The organism is Haloarchaeobius pelagicus (genome assembly GCF_051207375.1).
In the GTDB taxonomy this organism is placed as follows: Archaea; Halobacteriota; Halobacteria; order Halobacteriales; family Natrialbaceae; genus Haloarchaeobius.
Window position 1 is genome coordinate 1,504,799 of sequence record NZ_JBPJZD010000001.1, and the last position, 20,279, is coordinate 1,525,077.

19 protein-coding genes are annotated in these 20,279 nt (G+C 67.0%); 14 read left to right on the plus strand and 5 right to left on the minus strand.

Annotated elements, in window-relative coordinates:
• The first annotated feature begins 114 nt into the window (after positions 1-114).
• From ACSC1S_RS07925 to ACSC1S_RS07935, 3 genes are all read left to right on the plus strand, one after another.
• Positions 115-966, plus strand: a complete 852-nt coding sequence (locus ACSC1S_RS07925; RefSeq protein WP_435363850.1) for a hypothetical protein — start codon at positions 115-117, stop codon at positions 964-966.
• A 65-nt stretch (positions 967-1,031) separates the two neighbouring features.
• Complete coding sequence (gene mvk / locus ACSC1S_RS07930; RefSeq protein ID WP_435363851.1) at positions 1,032-2,033, plus strand: mevalonate kinase; 1,002 nt, start codon at positions 1,032-1,034, stop codon at positions 2,031-2,033.
• Positions 2,030-2,764, plus strand: a complete 735-nt coding sequence (locus tag ACSC1S_RS07935; RefSeq protein ID WP_435363852.1) for an isopentenyl phosphate kinase — start codon at positions 2,030-2,032, stop codon at positions 2,762-2,764. Before mvk ends, ACSC1S_RS07935 begins: the two co-directional genes overlap by 4 nt.
• Here the strand turns inward: ACSC1S_RS07935 and ACSC1S_RS07940 are convergent, their stop codons facing one another.
• Together ACSC1S_RS07940 and ACSC1S_RS07945 are read right to left on the minus strand one after the other, a co-directional pair.
• Positions 2,765-3,415: a CAP domain-containing protein gene (locus tag ACSC1S_RS07940; RefSeq protein ID WP_435363853.1), complete on the minus strand. Its 651-nt coding sequence runs from the start codon at positions 3,413-3,415 to the stop codon at positions 2,765-2,767.
• A 53-nt stretch (positions 3,416-3,468) separates the two neighbouring features.
• On the minus strand, positions 3,469-3,732 hold the full coding sequence (locus ACSC1S_RS07945) for an AN1-type zinc finger domain-containing protein (RefSeq protein WP_435363854.1): 264 nt from the start codon (positions 3,730-3,732) through the stop codon (positions 3,469-3,471).
• Positions 3,733-4,071: 339 nt separating this feature from the next.
• On the opposite strand from ACSC1S_RS07945, the gene ACSC1S_RS07950 reads away from it, so the two are divergent.
• The 4 genes from ACSC1S_RS07950 to ACSC1S_RS07965 all read left to right on the plus strand — a co-directional run bounded on the left by ACSC1S_RS07950 (position 4,072) and on the right by ACSC1S_RS07965 (position 8,980).
• Positions 4,072-5,424, plus strand: a complete 1,353-nt coding sequence (locus ACSC1S_RS07950) for an RNase J family beta-CASP ribonuclease (RefSeq protein WP_435363855.1) — start codon at positions 4,072-4,074, stop codon at positions 5,422-5,424.
• The gene (idsA3, locus tag ACSC1S_RS07955; RefSeq protein ID WP_435320241.1) at positions 5,424-6,473 is read left to right on the plus strand and encodes a geranylfarnesyl diphosphate synthase; all 1,050 of its coding nucleotides are present in this window, start codon (positions 5,424-5,426) and stop codon (positions 6,471-6,473) included. The genes ACSC1S_RS07950 and idsA3 overlap by 1 nt, the downstream gene beginning before the upstream one ends.
• Before the next feature lie 114 nt (positions 6,474-6,587).
• Positions 6,588-7,076 (plus strand): DUF8159 domain-containing protein, encoded by a 489-nt coding sequence (locus ACSC1S_RS07960; RefSeq protein WP_261651272.1) that lies wholly within the window; start codon positions 6,588-6,590, stop codon positions 7,074-7,076.
• 185 nt (positions 7,077-7,261) lie between these two features.
• Positions 7,262-8,980: a glutamate--tRNA ligase gene (locus ACSC1S_RS07965; protein WP_435363856.1), complete on the plus strand. Its 1,719-nt coding sequence runs from the start codon at positions 7,262-7,264 to the stop codon at positions 8,978-8,980.
• A 6-nt stretch (positions 8,981-8,986) separates the two neighbouring features.
• On the opposite strand, the gene ACSC1S_RS07970 is transcribed toward ACSC1S_RS07965, so the two are convergent.
• From ACSC1S_RS07970 to ACSC1S_RS07980, 3 genes are all read right to left on the minus strand, one after another.
• Complete coding sequence (locus ACSC1S_RS07970) at positions 8,987-11,488, minus strand: PAS domain S-box protein (RefSeq protein WP_435363857.1); 2,502 nt, start codon at positions 11,486-11,488, stop codon at positions 8,987-8,989.
• Between the two features lie 127 nt (positions 11,489-11,615).
• Positions 11,616-13,571: a hypothetical protein gene (locus tag ACSC1S_RS07975; protein WP_435363858.1), complete on the minus strand. Its 1,956-nt coding sequence runs from the start codon at positions 13,569-13,571 to the stop codon at positions 11,616-11,618.
• Positions 13,572-13,658: 87 nt separating this feature from the next.
• Positions 13,659-14,159 (minus strand): DUF456 family protein, encoded by a 501-nt coding sequence (locus ACSC1S_RS07980; RefSeq protein ID WP_435363859.1) that lies wholly within the window; start codon positions 14,157-14,159, stop codon positions 13,659-13,661.
• A 227-nt stretch (positions 14,160-14,386) separates the two neighbouring features.
• Between ACSC1S_RS07980 and ACSC1S_RS07985 the strand changes: the two genes are divergently transcribed.
• The 7 genes from ACSC1S_RS07985 to ACSC1S_RS08015 all read left to right on the plus strand — a co-directional run bounded on the left by ACSC1S_RS07985 (position 14,387) and on the right by ACSC1S_RS08015 (position 20,231).
• Positions 14,387-14,716 (plus strand): 4Fe-4S dicluster domain-containing protein, encoded by a 330-nt coding sequence (locus ACSC1S_RS07985; protein ID WP_261651277.1) that lies wholly within the window; start codon positions 14,387-14,389, stop codon positions 14,714-14,716.
• A gap of 27 nt (positions 14,717-14,743) precedes the next feature.
• Entirely contained in the window at positions 14,744-15,583 is an 840-nt protein-coding gene (locus ACSC1S_RS07990; RefSeq protein ID WP_435364595.1) for an electron transfer flavoprotein subunit beta/FixA family protein, read from the plus strand.
• A 2-nt stretch (positions 15,584-15,585) separates the two neighbouring features.
• Entirely contained in the window at positions 15,586-17,268 is a 1,683-nt protein-coding gene (locus ACSC1S_RS07995; protein WP_435363860.1) for an electron transfer flavoprotein subunit alpha/FixB family protein, read from the plus strand.
• Complete coding sequence (locus ACSC1S_RS08000; protein WP_435363861.1) at positions 17,261-18,928, plus strand: FAD-dependent monooxygenase; 1,668 nt, start codon at positions 17,261-17,263, stop codon at positions 18,926-18,928. The genes ACSC1S_RS07995 and ACSC1S_RS08000 overlap by 8 nt, the downstream gene beginning before the upstream one ends.
• Entirely contained in the window at positions 18,925-19,293 is a 369-nt protein-coding gene (locus ACSC1S_RS08005) for a DUF8055 family protein (protein ID WP_435363862.1), read from the plus strand. The genes ACSC1S_RS08000 and ACSC1S_RS08005 overlap by 4 nt, the downstream gene beginning before the upstream one ends.
• 66 nt (positions 19,294-19,359) lie before the next feature.
• Positions 19,360-19,773: a hypothetical protein gene (locus tag ACSC1S_RS08010; protein ID WP_435363863.1), complete on the plus strand. Its 414-nt coding sequence runs from the start codon at positions 19,360-19,362 to the stop codon at positions 19,771-19,773.
• Between the two features lie 62 nt (positions 19,774-19,835).
• Positions 19,836-20,231, plus strand: coding sequence for a hypothetical protein (locus tag ACSC1S_RS08015; protein WP_435363864.1), 396 nt, complete (start codon positions 19,836-19,838; stop codon positions 20,229-20,231).
• Positions 20,232-20,279 lie beyond the last annotated feature (48 nt).

The window sequence follows — 20,279 nt, forward strand, 5'->3', positions numbered from 1 at the left end:
GTTTTCACCGACTCCTTCTCCCCGGAGTGGCGACGCTGTCCGGCCGGTGCTGGCCCAGCCCTATGCAGGTTAGGTCAGGGGTCGATACGCGTGGCGCTCTTCTGGATGGGTAGTATGCCAACCGGCAGTCTCTCGCGGGCAGTCACGGTGTTCTCGGTCGTACTTCTGGTCCTCGCGGTCGTGCCGACGGGTGGTGCGGCGGCGACCGCATCGAACCTCCACGGCGGGCAGATAGCCCCCGGGACCGTCGACGACGACACGACGGCCCGCCACGAGGTGTCGTACCGGGTGGACGACCTGAGCGCGGACGGCGACACCGACGTGTTCTACGTGCGGTTCCCGGACGGCGTGGCGCTCGCGCCGGAGAACGTCCAGGTCGTGAACCGGGCGACGGGTGAGACGGTCGCAGTGTCCTCCAGTCCGACCGTCGTCGACGGGACCGACGGCGACGGTGTCCGGGACACGATTCGGTTCGCGGTGAGCCCGGACGGCCAGGGGAGCGTCGACGTGGCGGTGAACCTGACGACGCTGGTTCGCTGGCCGGACGTACAGGGCGACAGTGACGCGCTCGTGCTCGGGTCGGTCATCGACAGCGGTGCGAGCAACGTCCCGCCGAGTCGAATCGGGTCCGTGCTGGTGCGAGACACCGGCGGCAGTTCGACGACGACCACCACGGCTACGACGACACAGACCACGACGACGCAGCGAACCAGTGCGACGACGCAGACCACGGCCACCTCGACGCAGACCTCGGCCACCACGACGACAGCCCCGACCACGACGACGGCCGAAACGACCCCGGAGGGCACGACGGCGGTGCCGACAACCGATGCAGGTGACGGGGACGGCGGTGGCGGGACGCTGCCGGACAGCGAGGGCATCGAGGGGACACCCGGGCTCGGCCTCGAGGTCGGGGGACTCGCCGTGTTGCTCGTGACGTTGGCGCTCCACCGCCGGCAGCGCTGACACCTCGTCGACCGGTCCCACGTCGATTCGACAACACTCTTTGTCTCGGCCGGGCGAGAACGGGTATGCACACGGCAAGCGCTCCCGGCAAGGTGTACCTGTTCGGGGAGCACGCCGTCGTCTACGGCGAACCGGCGATTCCCTGCGCCGTGGAACGTCGGGCGACGGTGACGGTGGAGGAACGGTCGGACGGGCGACTCCGGGTCGACGCACAGGACCTGCACATCGAGGGGTTCACCGTCGAGTACGGCGAGACGGGGCCGGCCGTCGACGCTCCCCAGGCGATACTGGAGGCCGCGACGGAGTACGTCGACGGCGCGGTCGAACAGGCACGGGACGCGGCCGACCGGCCGAACGCGGGCTTCGACGTGACCGTCGAGAGCGATATTCCCCTTGGTGCGGGCCTGGGCTCGTCGGCGGCGGTGGTCGTCGCGGGCATCGCGGCGGCGACGCGCGAACTTGGGGTCGACCTCGATACTCGCGAGATTGCCGAGCGAGCGTACCAGGTCGAACTCGACGTCCAGGACGGACAGGCTTCCCGGGCGGACACGTTCTGCTCGGCGATGGGCGGGGCGGTCCGGGTCGAGGGCGACGACTGTCGCACACTCGACGCGCCGGACCTCCCGTTCGTCATCGGCTACGACGGCGGGAGCGGTGACACCGGGAAGCTGGTCGCGGGCGTCCGCGAGCTCCGGGACCAGTACGGCTTCGCCGCGGACACGGTGACCGCCATCGGGGACGTGGTCCGCGAGGGCGAGCAGTTGCTCGCGGAGAGCGAGGCCGGGGCGGCCGAGGACGACGAGGTGCTCGCCGAGCTGGGCGGACTGATGAACTTCGACCACGGCCTGCTCGAAGCCCTGGGCGTCTCCTCTCGCTCGCTCGACGACATGGTGTGGACCGCCCGCGAGGCCGGGGCACACGGGGCGAAACTCACCGGGGCAGGTGGTGGCGGGTGCATCGTCGCACTGGACCGCTCCGATGGCACGGAGACGGCGCTCTCGTACGAGGCAGCCTGTGAGGATGTGTTCCGGGCCGAACTCGCCCACGAGGGGGTGCGTGTCGAATGAGCGCCCCGACGATTCTGAAGCTGGGCGGGTCGGTCATCACGGACAAGGACCGCGCCGAGACGGTCGACGGGCGGGCGCTGGACCGGGCGGCCGACGCGGTCGCGGGCCACGACGACATCGTGTTGGTCCACGGCGGCGGCTCCTTCGGCCACCACAACGCGAAGGAGTACGGCGTGAGCACCACCGACGGGACCCACGAGGTCGAGGGCGTCCTTGACATCCACAACGCGATGAAGGCCCTGAACGGGCTGGTCCTCCGGCGGCTCCACGAGCGGGACGTCCCAGCAGTACCGGTTCACCCCTTCTCGGCCGCCAGCCGGGACGAATCCGGCGAGTTGACGCTTCCTGCCCAGCAGGTCCAGACCATGCTCGACGAGGGCTTCATCCCGGTGCTCCACGGCGACGTCGTCGCCCACGCCGGCGAAGGTGTGACGGTCCTGTCGGGGGACGAGATCGTCACGTCCCTTGCGGAATCCCTGGACGCCTCGCGGGTCGGGCTCTGCTCGACCGTGCCCGGTGTGCTGGACGCCGATGACGCCGTGATTCCGCGCATCGAGGCCTACGACGACGTGGCCGACGTGCTGGGCGGTGCAGAGACGACCGACGTGTCGGGCGGGATGGCCGGGAAGGTCCAGACCCTGCTCGCGCTCGGGATGCCCGCCTCTATCTTCGGGCTCGACGCGCTCTCTGACTTCCTCGCGGGCGAGTCGCCCGGGACGACCATCGCGTAGTCAGCAGAAGTTCTGCGTGACGTACACGTGGGTCCGCCCGTCCTCCTCCTGGACCCACACACCGATTCCCTCCTGTTCCCAGTACGACCGGAGGAGGTTCTCGCGGTGGCTCGGCGACTCCATCCAGCCGGTGACGGTTCGCTCTGCGATCTCGGTCTCGGTGTAGCTGGTGCCGACGAAGCTGGTGTAGTAGATGTTCTCACCGCCTTTCGTGTACGTCAGTGCCCCGGTGCTGATGTAGCAGTCGTAGCCGAACAGCCCGTAGCGGTCGCTGAGCGTCTCGCCCTCGGGCGAGACGTGTGCGAAGTAGTCCTCGCGGGCCATGTCGCGGCTGTGGTACCGGGCGATTGCCGCGAGTTCCGGGTCGAAATCGACCCGTGAGAGCCCCTGCGCCTGGCGCTCCTCGTTGACCGCCTCGTGGACGAGCCGCTCGAGTACGGACGGGGAGACCGCTCTCACCTCGGCATCTGGCTGGGACGTTCCCACATCGGGGGTCGTCTGTGGGTCGTCTGCTGCGGCCTGGCGGTCGAGGTCGAAGAAGTCGTCACGGATCGCACTCGCCTCGGCTCCGAAGTCCACCACGCCACCGACCTGCAGGAGGACCAGCGAGAGGAAGAGAATCGTCAGCAGAGAACGTGTGGTCCGTCTCATCGTCATTTCGTATAGTTCCCCTGAGGGGAAAAAGCGTCCACCTACACGGTCTCTCAGCGCCGGAAGCGTCGAAACGGGCCGAGCAGGGAGTCGAGGGCGCTCATGATGACGTTCCCGTCGCCGTGGGACCGTTCGGACTGGTTGTACGACTGCCCGATGAAGACCTTTTGGTCGGACTTGCGGTCGGCGACGCGCGCGAGGCCCTGGCAGTCGTGTCGTTCCGGTAGTCGGTGTGTGCCACAGTGCAGTTCCTCGCACTCGTTGCACCGGTACGGGAAGCCCTCGGGCTCTGTCCCGCAGTACGCACACTCTCCCATGGCCGTGTCTAGTCCTACCGAACATTAAGTCTGTGCACGCCCGTGGTGTGAGGAGAGGTCGCACGTTCCGGTGGGGCACGACCCGGCAGTCGCCGCCGATTCCGCCCCCGGGCGAGACACAACCCACGCGCTTTTAAGCCCAGGGCTTGAAAGAGCGAACAACAGACCCCGCGGGTAAGTGTGGTGGGGGTCACGGCTCACGCCGTCGGTCCTTTCCTGACCGCGTATCTCCACCACATAGCGGGATTCACGCCGACGTGCTGCAAGACGCCGGGGCGAGTGTCCCGACCAGTCGCGGGTCTTTACATACCGAGACGCGGCATTTCGGTGCTACCAACAATGGAAGTCGAAATCGCAACCATCGGCGGCTACGAAGAAGTCGGTCGGCAGATGACTGCCGTCCGCGCGGGCGACGACGTCGTGGTGTTCGACATGGGACTCAACCTGTCCCAGGTCCTCATCCACGACAACGTCGAGACAGAAAAGATGCACAGCCTGGACCTCATCGACATGGGGGCCATCCCGGACGACCGGGTCATGAGCGAACTGGAGGGCGACGTACAGGCCATCGTCCCCACACACGGCCACCTCGACCACATCGGGGCAATCTCGAAGCTGGCGCACCGCTACAACGCGCCGGTCGTCGCGACCCCGTTCACCATCGAGCTCGTCAAACAGCAGATCGAGGGTGAACAGAAGTTCGGCGTCGAGAACGACCTCATCAAGATGGACGCCGGCGAGACGATGTCCATCGGGGACTCCGGCCAGGTCGAACTCGAGTTCGTCAACGTCACACACTCCATCATCGACGCCATCAACCCGGTCCTCCACACGCCCGAGGGCGCGGTCGTCTACGGGCTGGACAAGCGTATGGACCACACGCCGGTCATCGGCGACCCCATCGACATGGACCGCTTCCGCGAGATCGGTCGCGAGGGCGACGGTGTCCTCTGTTACATCGAGGACTGTACCAACGCGAACAAGAAGGGCCGCACGCCCTCCGAGGCCGTCGCACGACGCCACCTCAAGGACGTGCTGTACTCCATGGAGGACTACTCGGGCGGTATCGTCGCGACGACGTTCTCCAGCCACATCGCGCGTGTCAAGTCCCTCGTCGAGTTCGCCCGCGACATCGGCCGCCAGCCGGTGCTGCTCGGGCGCTCGATGGAGAAGTACTCCGGCACGGCGGAACGACTCGGCTTCGTCGACTTCCCGGGCGACCTCGGGATGTTCGGCCACCGCAAGTCCGTCGACCGCACGTTCAAGCGGGTCATGAAGGAGGGCAAGGGCAACTTCCTGCCCATCGTGACGGGCCACCAGGGCGAGCCGCGCGCGATGCTCACCCGGATGGCCCGCGGCGAGACGCCGTACCAGCTCGAAAACGGTGACAAGGTCGTCTTCTCCGCCCGCGTCATTCCGGAGCCGACCAACGAGGGCCAGCGCTACCAGGCCGAGAAGCTCCTGGGGATGCAGGGCGCTCGTATCTACGACGACATCCACGTCTCCGGTCACCTGAACAGCGAGGGCCACTACGAGATGCTCGACGCACTCCAGCCCCAGCACATCATCCCGGCACACCAGGACATGAAGGGCTTCTCCGGCTACGTCAACCTCGCAGAGAGCGAGGGGTACAAGGTGGGCCGTGACCTTCACGTGACCCGGAACGGGAACATGATACAGCTGACCGAATGATGACAGACCCCGAGACGCGAGAACAGACCGTGCTCGACGCGGTTGGCGAGCGACGCGACCTCGTCAACCAGGGCATCAAAGACGAGATGCCCATAAAGCGCCCGGAACGCCTCTGGGAAGCCTCGCGCTACCTGCTCGACGCGGGTGGCAAACGGCTCCGACCGACCGTGTTGCTGGTCGTCGGTGAGGCGCTGATGGACGTCGAGCCGCTGTCGACGGATTACCGCGAGTTCCCCTCGCTGGCGGACCAGCCGGTCGACCTCATGGCCGCCGCTGTGAGCGTGGAGGTCATCCAGACGTTCACGCTCATCCACGACGACATCATGGACGACGACGACCTCCGGCGCGGCGTGCCGGCGGTCCACAAGGAGTTCGACCTCGACACCGCCATCCTGGCCGGTGACACGCTGTACTCCTCGGCGTTCGAGATAATGCTCAACGCGAACGCGCCGAGTTCGCAGGTCGTCGCGGCGATGGACACGCTCGCATCGACCTGTACGAAGATCTGCGAGGGCCAGAGCCTCGACGTAGCCTTCGAGGAGCGCTCCGAGGTGCTCCCCGAGGAGTACCTGGAGATGGTCGAGCAGAAGACCGCGGTCCTGTACGCTGCCTCGGCGGCCATCGCCGCCGAACTGCTCTCGGCGGACGACGAGACCGTCGACGCCCTCTACGGCTACGGGCTCGACATCGGGCGCGCCTTCCAGATACAGGACGACGTGCTCGACCTCACCGTCCCGTCCGAGCAACTCGGCAAGCAACGGGGCTCCGACCTCGTCGAGAACAAGCAGACCCTCATCACGGTCCACGCCCGCGAGCAGGGTATCGACGTCGACGGACTCGTCGACACCGACAGCGTCGAGGACGTGACCGAGGCCGAGATAGACGAGGCCGTCCAGGCACTCGAAGACTCGGGCAGTATCGCGTACGCCAACGACAAGGCGCGCGAACTCGTCGAGCGCGGCAAGGACCGCCTCGAATGCCTCCCGGACAACGAGGCGCGCGACCTGCTGTGTGACATCGCGGACTACCTCATCGAGCGCGGCTACTGACTCGTCTGGGTTCCGTCTCCGACTTTCCGGCACGACTCAGATGCTGAGTCGAGCGCTGAATCGGCGCTCGAAACCGTGCGCGGTTTTAGTGGGTCTCCCTCGCTACCGGTAGGTATGCCACAGGACCACACCAGCACGACGCGGCGACGGCTGCTCGCCGGTGGCGCGGCGGCCGTCTCGTTCGGTCTGGCAGGCTGTCTCGGCGGCGATTCCCAGATCGAACCGGAACGCCCGAACGACGACGGCGAGGGCAGTCTCGGCGAGTTGCGGTGGATACTCGAAGAGCAGTACGCGATGCAGGTGACGAGCATGACGTTCAGTGAGGGCCGGGTCGACCTGGAGTACAGTTCACAGGCGACCTCCCGCGCGGAGTCCCGCGAGGAGATCGGGGCGGTCATCTCGGCGTACGGCCTCATCGTGGCACACGACGGCCCCTCGGAGACGCTGCGGGCGACCATCGGTGACCGGTTCGCCGAGCAGGCGACCTCCTACCAGATCCAGGCGTCGTGGGTGAAGCGGTGGCGAAACGGCGACATGTCGGACTCGCTGGTGGCACAGCGGGTGTTCAACACGCGGACTTTCCCGGAGTCCGCGACCCAGTAGAACGAGCGAGGACCGGTGTGTCCGTGGCGAACGCCAGTTGGCGCTGGCGCAACGAGTGTCGTACCATGGCGTATCCCGAGATGGTCGACAGGCAACGACGGCGGCGACGATAGTGGAACGCGGTTCGGCGGCGACGCGGCGAAACATCACGACTGTTTTGACGCCCCTCGGAGTACGTGGGGGTAATGGACGATGCACTCCGTGAGCAGGTCGAAGAGGAGGCAGAGAAACACGCCCTGTTCAACGCCATCAAGCACGAGAGCGAGGCGAACGTCGGGGCGGTCATGGGTCCCCTGATGGGCGACAACCCCGAGTTCCGCCAGCACGGCGACCAGATTCCCGGTATCGTCGGGCAGGTCTGTGGCCGAGTGAACGGCCTCGACCTCGCAGGCAAGCGAGAGCGACTTGGCGAGCTCGCGCCCGAGATGCTCGAGGAACTCGATAGCGAGGACGAGGAGGACGACCGCGTGCTCGGGGACCTCCCGAACGTCGAGGCGTACGATCAGGTCCGCATGCGCTGTGCGCCGAACCCGAACGGCCCGTGGCACCTCGGGCACGCCCGGATGCCCGCCGTCATCGGGACGTACAAGGACCTCTATGATGGGTGGTTCTGCGTCCGCTTCGACGACACGGACCCGGAGACGAAACGGCCCGACCTCGACGCCTACGAGGGTATCCTCGAGGACGTGGCGTACCTCGGATTCGAACCCGACGAGGTGTTCAAGGCGAGCGACCGCGTCGAGACCTACTACGAGCACGCCCGCGAGCTCATCGAGATGGGTGGGGCGTACACCTGCTCCTGTTCCGGCGAGGACTTCTCCGAGCTGAAGAACAATGGAAAGCCGTGCCCGCACCGCGACAAGGACGGCGAGACCACCATGGCCGAGTTCGAGGACATGGTGGCGGGCGAGTACTCCTCGGGCGAGATGGTCCTGCGCGTGAAGACCGACATCGAGCACAAGAACCCGGCCCTGCGTGACTGGGTCGCCTTCCGGATGATAGACACGCCACACCCGCGCGAGGCGGCCGAGGACTACCGCTGCTGGCCGATGCTCGACTTCCAGTCCGGCGTCGACGACCATCTGGTCGGTATCACCCACATCATCCGCGGTATCGACCTCCAGGATTCCGCGAAGCGCCAGCGTTTCCTCTACGACTACTTCGGCTGGGAGTACCCCGAGGTCGTCCACTGGGGCCACGTGCAGGTCGACGCCTACGACATCAAGATGTCCACGTCGACCATCAAGCAGTACATCGACGAGGGCAAGCTCGACGGCTGGGACGACCCGCGTGCCCCGACCATCAAGAGCCTGCGCCGCCGGGGCATCCGCGGCGACGCCATCGTCGAGTCGATGCTCGAACTCGGCACGTCCACGAGCGACGTGGACCTCGCGATGTCGACGGTCTACTCGAAGAACCGCGACCACATCGACGACACGGCGGACCGCCAGTTCCTTGTGCGTGAGGGGACCGAACTCGCCATCGTCGGCGGCGCACCCGAGGCCGGCCACCCGCCGGTCCACCCGGACCACGAGGACCGCGGTGACCGCGACATCCCGGTCGGGTCGGCCGTCCTCGTCGAGCCCGACGACCTGCCCGAGCGCGAGGAGCGCATCTGGCTGAAGGGCCTGGGTTGCTTCCGCTTCACGCGTGACGCGCTGCAGTACACCGGCGACGACATCGAGGCAGTCCGCGAGGAGGGCGTCGACGTCATCCACTGGGTCCCCGTCGAGGAGAACGTCCCGGTCGAGCTGTGGACCATGGACGGCGTCGTCTCCGGCCACGCAGAACCCGGTTTCGCCGACCAGCCGGTCGACGCGATGGTGCAGTTCGAGCGCGTCGGCTTCGCCCGTGTCGACGCCCACGAGGAAGACGGCTCCGTCGCGTACTTCGCGCACAAGTAGCGCTGCTCAACTCTCGCGGAACTCGAATCGCGCCCCGCCGGACTCGCTTTCCGTGACCGACACCGACCAGCCGTGGGCTTCGGCGACCGTCTGGACGATGGAGAGGCCGAAGCCGGTCCCGTCGTGTGCGGTGGTGAACCCGGTATCGAACACGCCCTCCCGGTCGGATTCGGGGATTCCGGGGCCGTCGTCGGCGACGTAGAAGCCCGCCTGCCCATCCAGCGACCCGACGCTGACGGCGACGGAGTCGCCCCCCTGTTCTACGCTGTCATCGGACTTCGATGCCGTCCGATTGCTCGTCGAGCCGTGCTCGACGCTGTTTCGAAACAGGTTCTCGAACAGTTCGAGCAGCCGCGAGGGGTCGCTGTCGACGGTCCCGAGGTCGTCGCCGACGGTGAGGGTCGCGTTCCGCGTGTCGGTCGTGGCCCAGGCGCGGTCGACGACCGTCGGCAGGTACACCGGTTGCGGGTCGTCGATGTCTCGACCCTCGCGGGCGAGCGTGAGCACGTCGTCGATTATCTGCTCGATGCGCCGGTGGGCCGTCCGGATGTGGTCGATGCTCTCCTGGGAGCCGGTCTCCTCGACGAGGTCCAGGTGGCCGGACGCGACCATCAGGGGGTTGCGCAGGTCGTGGCTCACGATGCCGGCGAACTTGTCGAGGCGTTCGTTCTGCCGCCGGAGCTTCCGTTCGCGCTCCTTGCGCTCGGTCACGTCGGCGACGACGGCGACCACGCCGTGTATCTCGCCCGCAGTGTCCGAGACGGGCGCTACCGAGACGCTGGCGTCGATGTGCGAACCGTCGGCGCGCTGGAGCTGGAGTTCGATGCCCGTGAGCGCCTCACCGTCGAGGACGCGCTCGCGGTCGGCGAGAACCTGCTCCCGTTCAGAGGCAGGGACGATGGGTAAGGTGTCGCCGGTGACCTCGTCGGCCGACCAGCCGAACGTCTCCTCGGCGGCCTCGTTCCACACCTCGACCGTGCCATCGCGGGACGTCCCGACGATGGCGAGCGGGGACGCCTCGACGAGTGTCTGGAGCCGGTCGGTGGTCTCGGCGAGGCTCTGTTCGACCGCTTTGCGCTCGGAGATGTCCCGGATAACGCCGACCGCGCCGGACTCGCCGCGGTCGAGCGAGATCGGGGCGATTCGGGTCTCGCAGGGGAGCGCTTCGCCATCACGGGTCTCGACGGTGAGTTCGACGACGCCGCCGTCGGTCGCCGCGGTGGAATCACTCGAGAGGGGCGATTCGCCCTCGGGGAGCACTGTCTCGAACGGTTCGCCGACGAGGTCGGCTGGCTCGTACCCCAGCAGCGACGCCAGCGGTTCGTTCACCATCGTGAACCGGTCGTCGCTGTCGAGGACGTACACACGGTCCCGAACCGACTCGAAGACGGTCTTGTACCGGGTGAGCTGGTGCTCGCGGCGGGTCCGGTCGGTCACGTCCCGGACGACCACGAGTTCGCCGATAGCGCGGCCGTGGTGGTCGGAGAAAGCGGACGTCTGCAGTTCGAGGAACCGCCGGTCGCCGTCGACGGTGACAGCGTGTTCGTACCACTCGTCCTCGCCGGTCTGCTCGATACGGTCCCACTCCGCGAACAGGTCCTGAATCGGCGTCCCGGTCAGGGAGTCATCTCCAGTGGCGAGGAGTCGCCTGGCCGTCGGATTCGCGTCGCCGATGCGGCCGTCGCGGTCGAGCATCAGTATCCCATCGCCCATGTCCTCGACGATGGCCGTGTGGGCGGTCGGGACGGGGTCGATGAGCCGGAACCGGTAGAGCGAGAGCGCCATCGCGCTGCCGGAGAACACCCAGCCGAACAGGCTCACGTCGACGTCGCCGGCGAACCCGAGCATCCGGATGACGACGCCACCCCAGGGCACGAGCGCGGCGATGAGGATGGCGGTCGCCTGTGCGCGGTAGAGATGTCGCGCCTGGAGGAACAGCTGGACGAACAGCAACGTCGCGGCGAACATCGTGACCGTGATGTAGACGAAGTGGCCGATGAACAGGGGACCGATCTCGACGCTGGCCGAACTCAACGGGCCGACGCCGTGTTCGGTCGGGGCGGTGAAGACCAACGGCTGGAACCGTGGGACGAACATGGCGACGGTGAGGACGACCGGTTCGACCGCGAGCACCAACCTGGTCTGCCTGTTGGCCCACTGTTCGCGCCCGGTGTACTGCAGCGCGAAGTACACCCAGGCGGAGCCGGTGACCGCCATCGCGACCATCGCGAGTCGCGTCCAGAAGAACTTGGCACCTGGTGTGACGAACGAGATGTCGAGGGCGTAGGTGATGCAGCCGACGCCGACTGCGACGAGGTACAGTGTGAGTGCCCTCGAACCAGGTTCCGACCGCTTCCACCACGCCAGCACCGCCGCTATGGCCGCCACCCCAGCGGAAACGAACAGCGGAATCGTGTACGGCGTCAGTTCGAAGCGCATCTGCTGTCTGGCGGACACCCGCCCACCCCCCCAGGTGGCGTCGACCGGTGCACCGGGCACCGACTGCATGACGCACAAGGTGTCGTTATGACAGAGTGTGTATCGACTGTAATAGAAATACTGGCCGGTTGGAACGGAATCGACGGTGATGTCCGGTGGCACTGGACCGAGTGAGACGGCGATGGCCCGGTCGCCGCTACTCGTCGATGACGACGGTGTCGTGTGCCTTCCCGAGGAGCTCCGCGTTCTGGTGCGTGGTGGCGAACACCTGTTCCACCGTCGGCCGACGTCTGGAATCGAGTTTGTCGAGCACGTCGAGGACCTCCTTCGGGTCGTCGGTCCAGAGGTCTTCGAGCTTCTCGACGGCCTTCTTGGCTGCTTCGACCTTCTTCTTGGTCGCCGCATCGGTCGGGACCGATTCGCCAAGCCCCAGGATGGCCTCGAGGATGGCTAACAGGACCTGTCCGATGGCACCGGCGTCGTTGTCGTAGAGGGCAACCTCGTAGTCGATGACGACCTTGCGACGGTCGGGGGCGGGGCACCGACAGGCACCGTCCTCCTCGGCGATGAGGACGTCCGGTTTCAGCTCCGTCCCGCGCATCATGTCACCGAGTTCTTCGTGGCTTATCCACCAGCGTTCGGTGGTCTTCGCGGCTCCACAGGTCATCGTGATGGCCACGCGACTCGCGGCGAGCATGTCGCCCCAGCCGCTCTCGTCGCCGTCGGGGTCGTAGTTGTCGGGGCGGGTCGCATCCGCGTGGATGCTGAGACGCGCGAGCCACACCTTGACGTTGGTCTTCCGACAGGGGACACGCTCCCCGGGGGTGACCTGCTCGCCGGGGACGAACTGCCGGGTCCTGTCGGTGAACGCGGCGGGGCCTGCACCGACACCGTACGCGACGCCCTGGCCGGGGGCGCCGCTCGGGTAGCGGGGTGACGGCCCGAGGCCGGAATCGTCCGCGGGACGCCAGCGTGGCCCCTCCTGCGGGGTGCGCGGCGTCCGCGGGACGCGCCCGTACCGGCCACCGGGGCCGTACTCCGGCGGTTCGAACACGCCCGGGTCGCTCTCGGGGTAGTCGGTCCACTCGGGTCTGTGGGGTGGCCGACGGCGCGGGGGTCGTCCCCGAGACGGGGGGCGACGGCCCCGGATGCCGTCCCCGAACCGCGGTCCACCGGGCTCGGACGGTTCGTCGGGTCCCTCGAACTCGTCGGGGGTTCTCGGGGACTCGACGACGCAGGTGGTCTCGGCCTCGGCCGGGCACGGGCCGAGGTCGGTCAACTCGATGCGGAGGTCCACGTCGCCGATTTCGGAGCCCTGGAACACGAGTGGCCGGCGGACGTCACGGGTCACGTCCGGTCGGAGGGCCGGACTGGACGACCCGTACCGGCGGGTGGACGGATTCACGGCCATCGACGCCGGGAGGGAGAAGGCAGTGAGCCCGGCACCGAGGCCGGCAGGGACGGACAGGGCAGGGACGGAAGACCCGCTTCTGGGCGAGACCGCCATGGAGCGTCCCCGCCGGGGCCGGCGCGCTCCCCGGGGAGTCCGGTCGACGGCCCGGCGGACGAAGTCGAGGTCGGTCTCGCGGAACTGCGCCTCCATTTCGCGGGCGACGCGGAGTACCGTCCGTCGGGTGACGGGACGGCCACGGCGGCGACGTCCCATCGCGCCGACCAGCCCGACCAGCGTGCCCTGCCGCCAGACCACCATGTGGGCGTCAGCCGGGGTCGACCCGGTTGCGCTGTCACTGACGGCCATTCCACCGTCTCCGAGTTCGAGGAGCGTCACCCCGAGGTCGGCGGCCTCGCCGCCCAGTTCGGTCAGGAACGCGACGAGGTCGCGGTCGGTTCGCGGGAGGACGACGCCGGCGAGTGCGACGCGTTCGTCCGTCCCCCAGACGTGCAACGCGGCGGCCCCGACCGGCGGGGACCGTGGCAGGAGCTGCGTGCCTGCCGGAACCGGAATCTCGGCGGGCTCGCCGAACCCGGGGAACTCGGTCGGGAGCAGGTCGAGCATGGCCCGTCCCGCGGTCGATTCGTGGCTCGACGCGGCCGGCGCGGCGGCCAGCAACGGCAGTAACACCGTCGCCGACCCAGCACGCAGGAGGGCACGTCGAGTGAGATGGCCTCGTGGTGAGTCGGAACTATCCATGCTAGAAGATAACACGCCAGTGGGCAAGAGCAAAGTCGGGGAATCGCCTGACTGTCCGGGTTTCGGACCTGGGAGCCGGCCGACCAGTCAGAGCAACACGGCGAGGAGGAATCCGACGAGCATCGAGGCCGTCAGGAACACCTGGACGACGATGCTGGCGAGGATGCCGACCGTCGTGTAGGCGGCGGCGCGTGCCGCGTGGTTGCGGTCGCCCTTCTGGTAGAGTTCGACCGCGAAGACGGTCCCCGCGACGCCGAGGATGATGCCGATGGGACCGACGACGAACAGGAGCACGAAGCCGACGATGCCCGCGAGGGCAGTGGTCGTCCAGGAGGCGCCACTGGCCCGGGTCGAGACCACGTCGGCGAGCTGGTCCGCGGCGACCGCGAACAGGCCCACGAGGACGAGCGCGATGGCCGCGAACGTCCCCAGGCCGTCGCCGAAGTACCAGTAGCCGGCGACGGCGGCGACCGAGACCAGCGGGCCGGGTAGGGAGGGGACGGCGCTACCGATGACGCCGACGACGAGGAGGACGATGGCGGCGAGCAGGGCGACGTCGACGCTCCCCACCGTGGAGGCGATAACCATACCAACCCTACTCGGTTCCGTCCCATGGTTCTTTCCTCCAGTGCGCCGGGTGTCCTTGGAAGCCGAAATAGCGAGCGACCATGAGTTGTCATGGGGTCGGACAGTACCCGGTGCAGGTCGTCCAGAGAGAGAATACTACACTCCCCAACAGGGTGGAAAATGCAGGGTGGCGGTGAATTGCACGAACGTAGATTTAAGACAACACCGTCCTATGGCACTAGCTGACAATGGCCATTGACCCAAACTTCGAGGACAACCGCGAGGTAGTCGACGAACACAGCGGACACGACGTGTGGGGACCCGTTGACGAGCCGGAAACCCTGGGAATCCACGGGACCCACGTCGCCGTCGACTTCGACATCTGTCTCGCCGACGGTGCATGCCTGGAAGACTGCCCGGTCGACGTGTTCGAATGGGTGGACACGCCGGGGCATCCGGAGTCAGAGATCAAGGCCGACCCGGCGAACGAGGCCCAGTGCATCGACTGCATGCTGTGTGTGGACGTCTGCCCGGTCGACGCCATCGACGTGGACGCCGGACGCCAGGGGCGCGCATAATCCAACATGACGCTGAACATCGCTGTGATGACGAAGGGGGTGCCGGACTTCCGTGAGGGGCAAGTGTCGTTCGACGAGGACGGCCACCTCGAACGGGGGAAAACACCCACGGTGATGAACCCGAACGACAAGTTCGCGCTCCGGGCCGCGCTGCAGACGAAGGTCCGCCACCGCGGGAACGTGACACTGCTGTCGATGGGGCCGCCAGGCTACGAGGGCATCCTCGAGGAGGGGATGCGCGACGTGTACGCCGACGACCTCGTCCTGGTGTCCGACCGCGAGTTCGCGGCCGCCGACACCTGGGCGACCTCCATCACGCTCGGGACCGCCATGGAGCACATGGACGAGATGCCGGACATCGTGTTCGCGGGCTTCAAGACCGCGGACGGGGAGACGGGCCACACCGGCCCGCAGACCTGCTGGTGTCTGGACTGGCCCATCGTGACCCACGTGGTCTCGCTCGACATCGACGAGGAGGAAGGCACGCTCCGGGCGAAGCGACTCGTCCAGGGCGACGTCGACGAGATAGAGACCGTCGAGGCCCCGATGCCGTGTTTCGTCGTGACCGACCCGGACTTCGAGCCGAGTTACCGCCGTGCCGACCACCGGCTGCGGCTGAAGGACCTGCGCGAGGAGACGACGAAACGCGCGGAGAACTTCAAGGACCATCTGACGATGTGGAACCACGAGGACCTGAACCTCGACCCCGACTTCGTCGGGCTGGACGGTTCGCCGACCATCGTCTCCTCGGTCGACCCCATCCCGAAGGCCCCCGCGGAACGCGAGGCCACGATGGTGACACCGGAAGACGAGGAGGGAATGGAATCGGTGATGGAAGAGCTGACGCCGTTCGTGGCGGGTGATTGACGATGCCAGAACTGGACCCCAACGATTACGACATCTCCGAACTCGGCCCCGCACTGAAAGACATCGAGGACGTCGACGAACTGCGCGAGATTCTCGCCGCCGAGGAGGCGGGCGAGGACCGCGTCGGTGCGAAGAAGCTCATCGAGAGCCGCATCGAGAAGTTCGAGGACGACGGCGAGGAGGTCGATGCGGACGCGCTCGACCCGACCGGCATGACGGTCGCCGACATCGGGAACGCGGTGCGAGATATCGACGACGTCGACCAGCTCGAGTCCTTGCTCGAACGCGAGGAGGCCGGCGACGACCGCTCCAGCGCGAAGAAGCTCATCCAGAAGCGCATCGACGACCTCTCCAAGAGCGACGAGGAAGACGAGGGCGAGGTCGAAGCCGACCTGCCGCCCGAGGAGAAGTACCCCGAACTGGACCATCCGACCGCGGACAAGCGCCACGTCCGGGCCATCGAGGACGGCACCTACCGCGACATGTGGGTGTACTGCGAGACCCAGCGTGGCGAACTGCTGGACGTCTCCCGGGAGATGCTCGGGAAGGCCCGGCAGCTGATGGACGACTACAACGACGACTACGACGAGGAGGAACGCGTCGTCGCGGTCCTCATCGGTGACGACGTCGAGCGCCTCGCCGACGAGTGCATCGCGCTCGGGGCGGACGTGGTCGTCTACAAGGAAGACGAGCGTCTGCACCGGTTCCGGCACAAGGCGTTCACCGAGATATTCTGCGACATGGCTCGCTGGGGCGGCGACCCCGGCGTGGGCAATCCGGAAGAGAGTGACTGGCGGGACTACGACGAGCCCCGGTACGTCCTCTTCCCGGCGACGAACAACGGTCGCGACCTCTCCGCGCTGGTGCAGGGCGAGCTCGACTCCGGGCTTGCCTCGGACTGTTCCGGCCTCTACATCGAGAGCGCCGAGATTTCGAACCCGGTGAAAACTGGGAAACCCGGGACGACAAAGACGTTCGAGCGCATCCTGCACATGAAGCGCCCGGACTTCTCCGGCTTCGAGTACTCGACCATCCTCTGTATCGACAACCCGCACCGGGACTTCCACCCGCAGGGCGGGTCGGTCATCCCGGGGAGCTTCGAGATACCCGAGGCCGACGAGAGCCGCGAGGGCGAGGTCGTCCACCGCGACACCGACCTCTCCGACGACTGGTTCCGCGTCGACGTGCAGGACGCGGACGTACTCGACAGCGGTGTCGACCTCACCGGCCGCGATGTCATCGTGGCCATGGGACGCGGTATCGGCGACGACCCGACCAATGGGATGGAGCTGGGCGTCGAACTCGCCGACTGCTTCGACGACGCCGACGTGGGCGTCACCCGTGGTATCGTCACCGGCTCGTACCAGTTCGACGGCCACATCGAGCAGTACACCCACGAGGAGCGCCAGATCGGCGAGACCGGCCAGATAGTCGAGCCGAAGCTGTACATCGCCGCCGGCATCTCCGGGGCGGTCCAGCACAAGGTCGGCATGGACGAATCGGACACCATCATCGCAATCAACACGGACCCGGACGCCAGAATCCGGGACTTCTCTGACTACTTCATCGAAGGAGACCTCTTCGAAGTGCTACCGAGACTCATCGAAGCCGCCAAGACCGGGGAGCTGAGTGCCGCAGTCGCAAACACTGCTGTCGCCGGTGCCGGAGGTGACGACGATGACTGAGCGAGAGCACTACGAGGCGGTCGTGGTCGGGGCCGGTCCCGGCGGGGCCGCCGCCGCTGCCAGACTGGCCGACCACGGGGTCGAGACCCTGGTACTGGAACGCGGCGTCGACGCCGGCTCGAAGAACGTCTCCGGCGGCCTCATCTACGCCGAGCGTTCCGCGCCGTACACCATCGACGACCTGTTCCCGGGCTTCCGGGAGGAGGCCGCCGAGCGCGAGATAACCGACTACTACATGGACAACCTCGCGGACGGGAAGGTCAAAACGGTCGACCTGACGTCGCTGCACGAGAACGACACGCTGTGGTGTGACGCAGTTCTCCGCAGGAAGATGGACTCCTGGCTCGCCGAACAGGTCCACGAGAAGTGCCGCGAGACCGGCGGCGGCCTGCTGACCGAGGTGAAGGTCAACGGGTTGCTCCGCGAGAACGGTGAGATAATCGGCGTGGAATGCGAGGAACTCGACGACATCGAGGCGGACATCGTCATCGCGGCCGACGGGGTGAACTCCGAACTCGCCCGCGAGGCCGGCCTGATGGACTGGGAGGACCCCGACGAGTACTTCCAGGGCGTGAAGGCGGTCGTCGACCTGCCCGAGGGCCACATCGAGGACACCTTCGACATCGGCGAGGAGGAGGGCGTCGCCCGCCTGTTCTCCGGCGACCTGTTCCAGGGCGTCCGGGGTGGCGGGTTCATGTATACCAACGAGGACACGCTCTCCATCGGGACCGTGTTCCACCTCGACAGCATCGCGGCCGAGCGCGCCGAACCCCAGGATCTGCTCGACGCCCTGCTCACGCACCCGCATCTCGGGCAGTGGCTGCCAGAGGAGTACGTCGAGCTGGAGTACTCCGCGAAGCTCGTGCCGGACTCGAAGAAGGCGGCGCTGAAGAACCCGCACCGGGACCGCCTGCTGGTCGTCGGCGACGCGGCCGGCCAGATGCAGGCCCAGGGGCCCATCATCAAGGGGATGAACCACGCCGTCACCGGCGGGGCGCTCGCCGCCGACGCCTTCGTCACCGCGAAGGGGCGCTCGGGCGTCACGGCCGGGCAGCGCTACACCCAGATGCTCGAACGCGAGGGCGTGATGGACAAGCTCCGCCCGAAGGCGTACAAGTGGACCCGCCCGGTCACCGAGAACGGGGCGATGGCGAGCGTCATGGAGACGGTCGTGAAGTCGCCCGTCGGCAAGGCCGCGCTGGGCCTCGGCGTCACCGAGTCGGTCGTCAAGCGGGCGTTCAACTCGCCCCGGATGATGTCGATGCTGCCCGACATCCGGCCGGCGTACGTCACCATCCCGACCCTGCTCGCGAAGACCCAGGGCGTGCCGGTCGAGGGTGAGAACCGGGTCGAGCCGCCGACGCTGGAGGAGCGCATCGGCGAGTTGACCTACGACACCGACATCGGGAACCCGCACATCGTCCTGAACGACGAGTCGGTCGAGGCCAGCGGCACCGCGGTCACAGCCTGCCCGGTCTCCGCCGAGGGCTTCGGTGGCGGCTGCTACCGGACCGAGACGGTGAAGACGAACGGTTCGGAGGAGGAACTCGTCAGCCTGGACACCCAGCCCTGCGTCGAGTGCGGCACCTGTGCCGTAGTCGCGGACACGACGTGGGAGCACCCGAACGGCGGGAAGGGCGTCGAGTACCGGCAGGGATGAGTACCACCGTGGCCCGAGGCGTCGCGGCACGCATCGACGAACTCGAAGCAGAGGTCGCCCGCGCCGAGCGGGCGTTCGAGCAGCCCGAGGACCCCGAGGCCAGGGCGAAGCGGTACTGCCGCGAGGGCGTCGGCCCGGTGGTGGTGCTGTACGTTGACTGCCGGACCGGCGGGCCTGACCTGCCGGCCGCGCAGTGCAGCCGGCTCGAATCCATACTGAACCGCTGGCTCGACCTCTACGGCCGGTGTTACGGGGTCGACCTGAACTCCACGTTCGCGCTGCGGACGGCCGCCGAGATCCTCATCGAGACGCACAACGCGGTCGACGTGGCACAGCTGCTGACGACGGTGCCGGACCGGCACTGACTCGTCACAGTCTTCTGCTGAGACATCAGGGCTCTGTTGATTCGTGCTGGTCCCGTCTAGGCGGTAATGACCGTCGTCGAGGCCGTGGACCGACTTCGGGTGTTTTTCCTGCTATTGCTCGCCGTGGTGAGCTTCGGCTTCCTCCTCTCGCTGATAGTGGGGGACGGCTGGCTGGCCGTGCCCGGGAGCATCGGGCTCTCGTTCCTCGCCGTCTCCCTGTGGGAGCGCCGCCGGGTCAGCAAGCATCCCGAGCTGGCGCGATCGATGACGGCACAGGAGAGCCTCCAGTACGTCGAGGAGGCGTTCGAGTCGGGGCTGACGCTGGTCTGGCTGGTCGTGCTCTTCCTCGGCTACACCGTCGTCCTCATGCAGGTCACCTTCCACGGCTTCTGGGTGTTCGGCGGGGCGCTGGTGCTGTCGCTTGGGACGATGTACTTCTGGCTGCGGCGGAAGGCGATCCGGGCCGTCACCGAGGCGTGAGATCGCCTCACAGTATTCTGGACACCCGAAAATTAACTATCACAGACATGCTACCGTCACCTATGAACGGGGAGCCGCCGATGGACCCGGACCACTGGAAAACACCGCTAACCGTGCCAGTTACGGGGGGAATCCAAACGTACGATTATGTCGAGGACTTGGAAGACGACGTTATCACGGGGATGGCGAACCTGTCGTACTACAGTGACATGGAACTGGAGCAGCTGAAAGACCAGTTGCTCGGAAGTCCAGCTTACGACCGAGTGACAAGTGAACTGCAGCAGCGCCGGGCCGTGCCCATGGACGATCCACCCATTGAGTCGGTCCAGTTCGAAGCGCCTACGGGGTCTGCTGGAGGCACCTCAGCTTCGACGTCCTCGGAGGCCCGGGGTAGTTCGGACTCGGACGACTACATCGACGGCTACAGCGAGGGGTACGAGTCCGGGTACCAGGAATAGACTTTTGACACGTCCAACAGAACGCCCGTACAACAATGCCAGTGACGA